The 12,321-nt window shown below is 33.0% G+C and carries 7 protein-coding genes; 5 read left to right on the top strand and 2 right to left on the bottom strand.

Annotation, left to right across the window (positions count from 1 at the left end; genetic code table 11):
- Positions 1 to 2: 2 nt before the first annotated feature.
- Entirely contained in the window at positions 3 to 479 is a 477-nt protein-coding gene (gene rpsG / locus ACKTTC_RS05170; RefSeq protein WP_408038739.1) for a 30S ribosomal protein S7, read from the bottom strand.
- A gap of 31 nt (positions 480 to 510) precedes the next feature.
- The gene (gene rpsL, locus ACKTTC_RS05165; RefSeq protein WP_075342596.1) at positions 511 to 891 is read right to left on the bottom strand and encodes a 30S ribosomal protein S12; all 381 of its coding nucleotides are present in this window, start codon (positions 889 to 891) and stop codon (positions 511 to 513) included.
- A gap of 178 nt (positions 892 to 1,069) precedes the next feature.
- Here rpsL and ACKTTC_RS05160 point away from each other — a divergent pair, with 178 nt between their 5' ends.
- The 5 genes from ACKTTC_RS05160 to ACKTTC_RS05140 all read left to right on the top strand — a co-directional run bounded on the left by ACKTTC_RS05160 (position 1,070) and on the right by ACKTTC_RS05140 (position 12,274).
- Positions 1,070 to 2,734 (top strand): BamA/TamA family outer membrane protein, encoded by a 1,665-nt coding sequence (locus tag ACKTTC_RS05160; protein WP_408038738.1) that lies wholly within the window; start codon positions 1,070 to 1,072, stop codon positions 2,732 to 2,734.
- 117 nt (positions 2,735 to 2,851) lie between these two features.
- Positions 2,852 to 6,028, top strand: coding sequence for a SusC/RagA family TonB-linked outer membrane protein (locus ACKTTC_RS05155; protein WP_408038737.1), 3,177 nt, complete (start codon positions 2,852 to 2,854; stop codon positions 6,026 to 6,028).
- 11 nt (positions 6,029 to 6,039) lie between these two features.
- On the top strand, positions 6,040 to 7,617 hold the full coding sequence (locus ACKTTC_RS05150; protein ID WP_408038736.1) for a RagB/SusD family nutrient uptake outer membrane protein: 1,578 nt from the start codon (positions 6,040 to 6,042) through the stop codon (positions 7,615 to 7,617).
- 69 nt (positions 7,618 to 7,686) lie between these two features.
- Positions 7,687 to 10,944 carry a VCBS repeat-containing protein gene (locus ACKTTC_RS05145; RefSeq protein ID WP_408038735.1) on the top strand — a complete coding sequence of 1,086 codons (3,258 nt, stop codon included), beginning with the start codon at positions 7,687 to 7,689 and terminating at the stop codon, positions 10,942 to 10,944.
- Positions 10,934 to 12,274, top strand: coding sequence for a vanadium-dependent haloperoxidase (locus ACKTTC_RS05140; RefSeq protein WP_408038734.1), 1,341 nt, complete (start codon positions 10,934 to 10,936; stop codon positions 12,272 to 12,274). Before ACKTTC_RS05145 ends, ACKTTC_RS05140 begins: the two co-directional genes overlap by 11 nt.
- Positions 12,275 to 12,321 lie beyond the last annotated feature (47 nt).

The following is a 12,321-nucleotide window of genomic DNA, read 5'->3' as shown; positions in this document are numbered from 1 at the left end:
TATTAAAATCTAAAGTGTGAGAATGCTTTGTTAGCTTCAGCCATCTTATGAGTATCTACTCTTTTCTTAACTGCTGCTCCTTCTTCTTTAGCTGCAGCTAAAATTTCAGATGCTAAACGTTGTGCCATTGTTTTTTCGTTACGCTTACGTGCATAACTTATCATCCACTTAATCGCCATTGAAACTTTACGATCTGGGCGGATTTGCATTGGTATTTGGAATGTAGCCCCTCCTACACGACGTGAACGAACTTCTACGTGAGGCATTACATTTGACAAACCATCTTTCCAAATTTCTAAAGCTGACTTTTCTTCGTCAGTTTTCTTTTCGTTTACGATATCCATTGCATCGTAAAATACTTTGAACGCTACTGATTTCTTACCATCCCACATTAAGTTGTTCACAAAACGTGTTACTAACTGATCGTTGAATCTTGGATCTGGTAACAAAACTCTCTTTTTCGCTCTTCTTTTCCTCATGTCTTTACATTAAAAAAGTTACTGATTAATCTTACTTTTTGTCTTTAGGGCGTTTTGCTCCATATTTAGATCTACGTTGAGTTCTTCCTTCAACACCTGCAGTATCTAATGCACCACGTACGATGTGATATTTAACCCCTGGTAAATCTTTTACCCTTCCACCTCTAACTAATACTATCGAGTGCTCTTGAAGATTGTGTCCTTCTCCTGGGATATACGCGTTGATCTCATTACCATTCGTTAACCTAACACGCGCTACTTTACGCATTGCTGAATTAGGTTTCTTTGGTGTAGTAGTATACACACGCGTACAAACACCACGTCTTTGAGGACATGCAGTCAAAGCAGCCGATTTACTCTTCTTAGTTATTTTGGTTCTTCCTTTACGAACTAATTGTTGAATAGTTGGCATACTAATTAATTACTTGTTTTCGTTTGTACTTATTAATATTAATTCTCTATTTTTAAGAGTGTGCAAATGTACGATTAATTTCTAATTATTCAAATATCAGCAAGTTATTTTTAAATCATCAATTCATTTTAAACCAAATCTATTGATTTTAATGTACTTTAGCCCATATTATTCTACATTGAAAAAAACACAATCCATATTAACTTTTTTCCTTTTACTAACAGGAACGAGTCTTTTTGCGCAAAAATTATCTTTCAAAATCACTTCTAAAGATTCTATTGAAAAAACTATTTTAACCCAACTTAAATTCAAGAAAAAACTTGACTCAAAAACAGCAATACAAACTCAAACTGATAGTGTATTCCAACAATTAAAACTGAAAGGCTATTTCTACAGTACAGTCGACACTTTAATTCATAAAAACGATAGCATCTCTACATTAAACCTTTCGTTAGGAAAGAAAATAGACTCAATCCACTTGCAATTCCCCAAGCAAAATAAAACTATTCAAAAAAAACTTTTCTCAACAAGAAACAAACTTAGCATTCACTTCTCTGAGCTAAGTAACATTTTAAATACCATAAAGTCTTATTTCAAAAAAGAAGGAAAACCTTTTTCTAAAATAAAACTAAGTAATATTAAACTTCAAAAAAACAACTTGTTTGCTACCATACAGATTAACGAATCAGAAAAAAGAATTCTGGACAAAATAATTGTAAAGGGATACGAAAACTTTCCTCGTAGTTATTTAGACCACTTTCTTCGATTAAAAAAAGGAAAAACCTTTGACCAAGAAGCTATTTTTAAGACTTCTAGAAATCTGAAATCTTTAAAATTCATAAAAGAAATAAAAAGACCTGAAGTTTTATTCAATACAGACTCCACAACTCTTTATTTATATTTAGAAAAAACAAACGTTAGTAGTTTTGATGGGTTAATTAGCCTAAACTCAAATCCCGATAACCAAGATTTATTAATCAGTGGTAATATCTTTCTAGACCTTGTAAACATATTAAACACTGGTGAAGAGCTCAACATTAAATGGAATGCAAATGGTAATGATAGTCAAAATTTCAACTTAAACACTAAAATCCCATATTTATTCAATTCATCTTTTTCGAATCAAACATCCTTTGAAATTCACAAACAGGATAGTACTTTTTTGAATTCAAAATTCCACACTAGTTTATTATACAATATAAATTCAAGCACAGAAGTTGGACTTTTCTTCGAAACTGAGACTTCTACAAACACTTTAGTTATAAATCAAAGTAGCATCGAAAATTACTCCACTACTTTTGGTGGTTTTAACGCATCCTACACTATTCCAAAAGACCACCCATTATTTAAAACTAAACTCAGGATAAACTTACAATACTCATTAGGGTCCAGAACCACCAATAACAACAAACAAACACAAAGCAAACTCAACATAGAAAGCTCTTATTTACACGAAATAAATCCAAGAAATTCAGTCTACCTACACAATGAAACTGGAATACTTTTTTCAAACAATTATCTAGTAAACGAACTATACAGAATAGGCGGCCCTAATTCAATTAGAGGCTTTGAACAACAAAGTATATTCACCCCTAAATACTCTTTTTTTAATTTAGAATACCGATTTCTAACTTCAAAAAACTCTTACCTATACTCTATCACTGATTTCGGAATCATTCAAAACACTGATAAACAAACAAAAAACGCATTTGGATACGGCATAGGCTATTCATTTACATTAAATAAAACCATAATTAACATAATTGCAAACGCAGGAAACTCCAATTTTAACAGTACCAATAAGGGTTTTAACCTATCTTTAACATTAAAAAATTTCTTCTAAAAACAATTCTTTTTTTTAACAAATAGCCTCATTATTTTGTATTTTATTAACTGTTTTTGTTGTTTTTTTAAGTTTATTTTAAGACTTTAGCAATCATTAATTCAAATAAATATAAAAATGAAGGCAAAATTTAATGGAATTTTGACGCTATTCCTAGCGTTGATTGTGCACATTTCCTTTGCACAAGAAAGAACGATTTCAGGTGCTGTTTCTGATGATTCAGGACCCTTACCTGGAGTTAGTATTTTAATTAAAGGAACCAAAGTAGGTACCGAAACAGATTTTGACGGGAACTACTCAATCAAAGCAAAATCAGGAGACGTATTAGTTTTCAGCTTTGTAGGAAAGAAAACTATTGAAAAAACAGTTGGAAGCTCCAGCACAATTAATGTTTCCATGACCGAAGACAGCAGCGTCTTAGACGAAGTTGTTGTAACAGGAGTAGCATCAGGTACATCAAGAAAAAAGATTGGTGTTGCTGTAAATTCTGTTAAAGCAGAAGATTTACAAGATGCAGGTGCTCAATCTATTGACCAAGCATTACAAGGAAAAATTGCTGGTACTGTAATCCAATCTACATCTGGACAACCAGGTCAGCAACAAAACATTGTATTAAGAGCTATTGGTAGTTTAAATTCATCTCAACCAATGATCTTAATTGATGGAGTTCAAGTTTCTACTTCGCAAAGTAGTCTTGGTGGAGCTTCAAATTTGAGTTCTCGTCTTGCAGATATTGATTTTAGTAACGTAGAAAGAGTAGAAACAATTTCAGGCGCTGCTGCTGGTACAATATATGGTGCCCAAGGAGCAAATGGGGTAATTAACATCATTACGAAAAAGGGACGTTCTGGTAAACCTGTAGTTTCTATCAATACAAATGTTGGTTTATCTCAAGCAATTACTAACGATGCAATGAGAAGAGCACGTTTACACCGTTACACTACTAATTCAAACGGTTTCATTATAGACTTAAACGGAACTCCTGTTACTCAGTTAAACAACCTAGGACAATATTTAGCTGTAGACGTAAACGAAAGAACCGTAGGAACTACACAATTAGGTGCTGAAGGTATTAATGATACTCCATATGCTGAGCAACTTTATGATGCTACTGATGTTTTATTTAAGAATGCTTTTAATTTAAGACATGGTGCAACTGTATCTGGAGGTTCTGAAAAAATCAGATATTTAATTTCTGGTAACAGAACAGAGCAAGAGAGTGTTTTAGTTGAAGGTAAATATGTAAAATATGACGCAAGATTAAGCTTAGGTTTTGATCTTAATGACAAAATAACAATTAACACGCGTTTCGATGTTGTAAACAGTTCAAATGACACTGGGACAAATACTGATAATGCGAATTCTAGTAACTTAATTAACAACGTATTCCAAAACTTACCGTATGTTAATTTCTTCAACAGAAACTCTGCAGGACAATTAGTAGTTGCTCCAGACGCTACAGATCCTAACTCTGCAAACCCTTTCTTCTATCAACAAATTCAAACTAGATTAGATGAGATTACGAGATATATAGCAAACTTTGATATAACTTACAACCCTATCGATCAACTTAGCTTAGGATTAAAATACGGTTACGATACATATACTCAGAATTTCACTTTCTTTCAAGAAAATCAGACAGCTAACTTACAAGCATCACAAATTTCCCCGAATTTATCTGGTATCTTAAATCATATTGACTCGCAAGAATACTTTCAAAACTTATTACTTTCTGCGAACCTTGTACTTGATTTAGAAGAAGATCTAGGATGGTCGATTCCAGTAACATCGACTACTACTGTAAATTTTGATTGGAGAGACAGAAATTTAAGAACTACAAGTATCCAAGGAACAAATCTTCCTGCTGGTGGTTTTGGTACATTTAACATTAACCAAGCAGTTGTAAAAACATTCAACAGCTTTTTCGAAGCTCCATTTAGAACGTATGGTGTTTTAGTGAACCAAAAATTCGATTATGGTTCTTTAGCTGGGTTTTCTGTTGGTTTCAGAACAGATAAGTCAAATAGATTTGGAACAGGGAAAAGCTTCACATTCCCAAGAGCAGATGCATATTTCAATATTGCAGATGTTTTAGACTCTGAAACCGTGACTACTCTTAAATTAAGAGGAGCGTATGGTGAGGCTGGTATCCAACCTTTATTTGGACAAAATATTTTCACATTCCAAGCAACTACTGTAGGAAGTGAAGTAATTAGCTCAATCCCTTCTACTGTTGCTAACCCAACTCTAGATGTGGAGATTGCAAAAGAATTTGAAGTTGGTACAGATTATAGATTTGACTTCAACAATGATCACGGTTGGTTAAACTCTATTGATGGATCTATCAACTACTTTAACAGAAAAACAAGCGGTGCTATTTTTGACTTAGGTTTACCTACAAGTACAGGTTCTTCTGCTGTTTCTTCAAACGCATATGACATTAGTAGTGATGGTATAGAAGCCTCTTTAAACTTAAGCGCTTATAAATCTGAAAAATTAGCATGGGACTTTGGTCTTCGTTACACAAAATCTACAGCAATTCTTGACAAAATCGCTAATGGTTTACCTGTAGTAACTGGAGATTTCTTCGTATTACAAGAAGGACAAGAAATCGGTTCATTTAATGTTAGAGATGTAGTAACTAGCTTAGACCAAACAGATTTACAAGGAAACCCAATTATACCAGTAGCAGACAGAAACAACTTTACAGTAGCTAGTACAGGTTATGTTGTAAACAAAAATACTGGTAGAGTAGTAATCACACCAGATACTAGAACTCTTGGTAGTACTCAACCTGATTTTGTAATGACATTCTTAAACGACATAACTTTTAACAATTTTGTTTCTTTATCTGTACAATTAGATTGGTTCCAAGGAATGGATGTATACAACAGAGCAAAGCAATGGTTATACAACAATGGTTTACATGCTGACACTGCAGTACCTGTAACAATCGAAGATCCTTCTGGAACAAATCAAACAGGTGCCTTTGTTTCTTACTATACTTCTTTATACAACACAAACGTTCCTACGTCTCACTTTATCGAAGATGCATCTTTCTTAAGATTTAGAGATATCAGCTTACGTTTCAAATTAAAAGATTTATTAGGTATTGAAGCATTAGACCAGTTAAACATTACACTTTCTGGTAGAAACTTAATTACTATTACAGACTTCACTGGGTTAGACCCTGAAGCTGCAAGAGGTTTTGGAAATACTTTTCAAAGAGGATTTGATGAATTTACACATCCTAACACGAAGAGCTACAACTTAGGAATCAATATTACTTTCTAATATTAATAAAGATGAAAAAAATAAAATATATTTCGATATTTATTCTGGCAGTTTTAGTTTCATGCCAGGACAATCTACTTGAAACTAATATACAGCCCGTTAACAACAACTTACCTTCTACATCATCTTTAGGTAATGTTGATGGTTTAACTACATTTGCTAAAGGAGTTTATGATTTCTTAGCAACTGATGATACATTCCAAAGTGTTGGTAACGAAAATGAAAGCCCAATGTTATGGTTTGTATACGGTTACCATGAAACTATGGGAGATGTTATGACAATGCCTTGGGGTAATTTTGGAGGCCGTTGGGTAAACCAAACTGCTTCTATCACTCTTGACGATGGTACAGTTGTAACACCACCACAAGGAGGGCCACAACCAGGAGAAATTGAGGTTAGAAACACAAGAGCTGCTGGTAGTGATAATGCTACACAGTACGAGTGGAGAGATATGTATAGTGTAATTGTTCAATCTAACACTATTATTGAAGCATTAGATGCTTTACCTGCTAGTGAAGCTGACAAACAAGCTTTCCAAGCATGGGCTACATGGTGGAAAGCATATGCGTACCACAGATTAGGTTCTATATACGAACAAGGAGTTATTAACGACAGAGGACTTTTAACAAACCCAAGCTCTGAACCTGTTACTACTTATGTTGCAAACTCAGAATTAATTAATAAATCTAATACTTTATTAGATGAATTAAATACGCTTTTAGCTGCTGTTTCAGACAACACTACTTTCAATGCTAGATTAACTAATTTACACCTTTCTTATTTAGCTTCAAAAGTTGACAAAGATGGATTACAAGCAAACGCTAATACATTAAGAGCTCGTAACATGGTATATAACACCAAAGTTGCTGACATGACAGCAGCAAACTGGAATCAAGTTATTACTTGGGCTAACAATGGTGTTACAAGCAACACAAATGCTTTCACTATGCAGTCTGAATCTTCATTTATAGATAACGGATGGTTACCTGGACAAGTTACTGGTTTCTGGTATTTCCCAAGTGATCGTTTAATCCAAGATATTAATGCTGGTGATGCTAGATTAAATCGTTATTTCGATGCTGCTGCTTCAGGTTTCCCTTTCCCTAACCCAAGAGGTAGAGGAATTCAGTATGGAGCAACTTATTTCTGGCAAGATTCTTCTCCAATCGTTTCTTCTACTCCACTTGCCGTTACAATGTATTACGCAGGTACTTATGAAGAGAATCAATTATTCTTAGCAGAAGCAAAAGTAAGAACAAATGATGTTGAAGGCGGATTAGGACACTTAGATGCTGTTAGAACATTCCAAAACTCTGGTTTACCAGCTACTGTTGGTACGGGAATGTCTCAAGCTAATGCTTTAGAAGAAATTAGAAAAGAACGTCGTTTAGCATTATTCATGAGAGCCGTTTCTTTCTATGATGCAAGAAGATACGGTATTGCTGCAGGAAGCAGAACAGGTGCTAGAGTACTAGATACTAATGGTGTCGTAAACACAAATGCCACTATCAATTATGGTTACTTAGAATACTGGCCAGTTCCAGCTTTCGAGACAGACTTTAATCCTATTTCAGGATCCCTAAATTAATAACTAATAAAATTAAAAGGGGTTGTTTTAAAACAACCCCTTTTTTATAGGAAATAACTTCATTTATAAATGAATACAAAATTACCTTTAATATTACTTTTATCAATTATTACTTTTTACAACTGCAGTAAAGAAAATAAACTACCAAAACAAAACAACAAATCATACCTGTTTAAAAAACTTCCCCCCGAAACAACTGGAGTTACATTTAAGAATGTAATTGAAGACAATGTAAAACACAACATAATAAACTACATCTATTACTACAACGGAGGCGGTGTTACTGTAGGCGACTTTAATAACGATAATTTACCTGATATTTATTTTGTATCAAATAAAGGAGACAATAAACTATATCTTAATAAAGGGAATTTAACATTTGAAGATATCACTGACAAAGCTGGTGTAAAAGGAAATGCTGACTGGCAAACTGGAGCAACTATAGTAGATATAAATAACGATGGTTTTCTCGATATTTATGTATCTGCCGTTTCAGGTCTTTTAGATTTCAAAGGACACAATGAGCTATACATAAATAATGGTGACAACACTTTCACTGAACGCTCCAAAGAATATAACCTAGATTATGAAGGTTATTCCACACAAGCATATTTTTTTGACTACGACAAAGACGATGATTTAGATGTTTATATAGTAAACCATGCTGTACATACAAAAACCTCGCATGGCCCTGCCCTATTAAGAGAAAAAAGAACAAGCCTTACAGGTGACGTCCTATTAGAAAATGACAATAATAAATTTATAAATAGTAGTGAAAAAGCTAAAATTTACGGAGGTGTTAATAGTTATGGTTTAAGCGCTTCTATCGCTGACTTTAACAATGATGGTTGGGACGATATTTATGTTTGTAACGATTTCCATGAAGATGATTACTACTACATAAACAACCAAGATGGTACTTTTACCGAGTCTTTAGCTGACAAATTTTCTATGATTAGCAGGTTTTCTATGGGAAGCGATGCTGCTGATGTAAATGGAGATGGTTTTCAAGATATCATAACTTTAGACATGCTTCCTAAAGACGAACGCGCTGTAAAAGAATCTGAAGGAGATGACACAATGTTAAATGTTCATCTTCAATTACAGAAATTAGGATACCAAGACCAGTATGCTAGAAACATGCTACAAATTAATAATGCTGGTGAATATTTTCATGAAGAAGCCTTATACAACAACCTTGCGAGTACTGATTGGAGTTGGAGTCCATTAATTGCTGATTTTAACAACGATGGTTATCAAGACATTTTCGTTGCTAATGGGATCTTAAGGCGTCCAAATAACTTAGACTTCAGAATGTATGTTGCTAGCAAATACAAATATCGCAACAAAAAACAATCAAAAGATGAATGGTTGCTCGCCTCTTTAAGCGAAATGCCTTCTGGAAGTGTTCCAAATCAAATATTTAAAGGTAATAATTCTAAATTCGAAAGTAAAAACAATGAATGGATAGAGGATTTATCAACACTTTCTAACGGTGCTACTTATGCCGATCTAGACTTAGATGGTGATTTAGATTTAGTAACCAATAACATGAATGATTTTGCTTTAATTTATGAAAACACTGCGGAGAACAATCACATTCAATTAAACTTTGATTATACAGATAAAAACAGAAACGGAATAGGTACCAAAGCTATTGTATACACAAAAAACAAAGCACAACTTAAACAATTATTCAATTCAAGAGGTTTTATTTCTTCTGTAACTAATAATTTACATTTCGGATTAGACTCAATAACAACCATTGACTCAATTAATATTATATGGCCAAATAACCAAAAACAAACTATTAAGAATCCAGAAATAAACAAACTAGTTACTATAAAGTACGATCCAAAACTCTCAAAAAAATGGATTCCTAATACTTCAACAAAGGAGAATCTATTTACAGAAGCTAATATCATCGACTATACTCATAAAGAAGATCGATATAATGATTTTTATGTTGAACGCTTAATTCCATACAAAGTTTCTACAAGTGGACCAGCTTTTGCTATGGGTGATATAGATGGAAACGGATATGATGATGTTTTCATCGGAAATAGTTCTGGAAATAAAGCTAAATTATTTTTAAACAACGGTAACGAACTTACACCTAAAAATATTCCCAACATTGAAGAGGATGCTCTTTTTGAAGATACCAGTGCTACTTTTTTTGATGCTGATAATGATGGTGATCTAGATCTTTATGTTGGTTCAGGAATTAATCAAAGCAGAAATTGGAAATACGAAGTTGACAGGTTATACCGTAATGATAATGGTACTTTTGTTAGATCAAGCAGTATTCCCAATAATAAATACATTACATCTACCGTCAAACCTTATGATTATGATCAAGATGGAGATATCGATTTATTTATAGGTATAAGATCCAATCCTAACGATTTTGGAGAAGCCGTTAACTCATATTTACTTAACAATGATGGCAAAGGCAATTTCAAAATAGATAATAACTTCAAATTACAATCTCATGTAACAGATGCAATCTGGGAAGATCTAAATAACGACAATGTTAAAGACTTAGTAGTTTCTACAGAATGGGATTATCCAAGAATATACTTAAACAACCAAGGAAAGCTAGAACCTACTAAAAACTCACCTTCATTAGCAGGTTTATGGCAAACTGTAACAACATTCGATATAGACAAAGATGGAGATCAAGATATTTTATTAGGAAATTGGGGGAATAATACTAAGTTCAAGGCTTCTGAAAAAGCTCCTTTAGTAATGTATCACTCAGATTTTGATAATAATGGTAAAAAAGAAACCGTAGTTGCTTATAATATAGAAGGAAAGTATTACCCAATATATTCAAAAGACGAATTAGCATCTCAGATGAATATTATAAAGAAAAGATTTGTCAAGTACGAAGATTATGCAATGAAAACCATAGATCAAGTATTAACAAAAGAAGCTTTAAATAGAGCAACAAAATACGAGGTTAATAATCTTTTTTCTGGCTATATAGAAAACGACAACGGTACTTTTAACTCTTTTAAAAGTTTACCAAAAAGTTTTCAACTAGCCCCAATAAATTCTTTCAATAAAATAACCCTTGATAACGAACAAAATATTTTAGCTTTTGGTAACTCAAAATCAGTAAATACTTTTCATGGTGGTTATGAAAGCAACAAAGGACTTTTATTAAAAAACAAAGATCATTATTTAAAAACTAGTTCTCTAGGTATTTCCCCTATTGACACTGAAGTGAGAAATGCATCCGTAATAGACTTAAAAGACAAAAAGGCTTTATTAGTAATCCCTAATAACGACACTATCAAATCTTATTTCATTAATGAAAAATAACTCATACATATATATATTATTAATCTCTTCTATTTTTTCTTTCACAATTATTTCTTGTAAAAAAGAAGAGCAGAAGATAGTAGTCACTCCAGAATCATATCATGGATTAGTTGACAAACTAACACAAATTATGATTCATGATGTTTTTTCACCACCTGTAGCTAGTAGAATATACGTCTATCCTAATATAGCTGCCTACGAAGCTTTAAATGGAAATAGTAAAGAATATAAAAGCCTTTCCAACCAACTAAATAAATTAAAAATCACAAAGCCTTCTAATGAGGAAGATGTAAATCATCAACTATCGTCTTTAATTGCATATTTAGATGTTGCGAAAGAATTGATCTTTTCAAAAGAAAAACTACTCCAGTATCGAGATAGCCTCTATAATCAATGGGAAAAACGTAATCCAGCTGTTTTTAATAATTCTAAAACCTATGGTTTACATTATTCTAAACAAATTATTGATTGGATGAATAAAGACAACTATGCTCAAACTAGAACAATGCCTGAGCACAATGTCTTCTCTGATGATCCAGCTCAATGGAAACCTACACCTCCATCTTATATGGATGCTATAGAACCCCATTGGAATAAAATTAGAACATTCACACTAGATTCTGCCTCTCAATTCAAACCTATACCACCCCCTAAATTTTCATTAGAGAAAGACAGCCCATTTTATAAAGAATTAATTGAAGTTTATAATACTCATAAAGAAATTTCAAAAAAGGGAGATAGTTCTGAAGAAATTGCAATTGCTAGATTCTGGGATTGCAACCCTTATGTTTCCGTTACAAAAGGACATTTTATGTTTGCTTCTAAAAAAATAACTCCTGGAGCACACTGGATTGGCATTTGTAAGATTGCTTGTTTAAAAAGCAAATTTGATTTTGAAAAAACTGTATACGCATATACCAAGACTTCAATTTCTATTGCTGATGCTTTTATTAGTTGTTGGGACGAAAAATACCGAAGTAATTTAGTCAGACCAGAAACATTAATTAATAATTATATCGATGAAGATTGGGAACCTATACTACAAACCCCTCCTTTTCCGGAGTACACAAGTGGACATTCTGTGGTTTCTGGAGCAGCCTCAGAAACTTTAACCTCTATTTTTGGGGATAATTTTTACTTCAACGATACTACTGAAATTCCTTACGGTCTACCTGCACGAGAATTCAAATCATTTAGAAAAGCTGCACAAGAAGCTGCTATGAGTAGACTGTACGGTGGTATACATTATATTTCAGCTATAAACCTAGGCTTAACACAAGGTCATGCTGTTTTCAATAATCATCAAGAAAAGATCAATTATACCTATTAATTCTCAAAATAAAAACTCTTTAAAAAATTCCTTTAATTACTGTTTAA

Origin of the sequence: Tenacibaculum amylolyticum (assembly GCF_964511145.1) — a bacterium.
In the GTDB taxonomy this organism is placed as follows: Bacteria; Bacteroidota; Bacteroidia; order Flavobacteriales; family Flavobacteriaceae; genus Polaribacter; species Polaribacter amylolyticum.
This window is presented reverse-complemented; position numbering and strand designations above follow the sequence as displayed.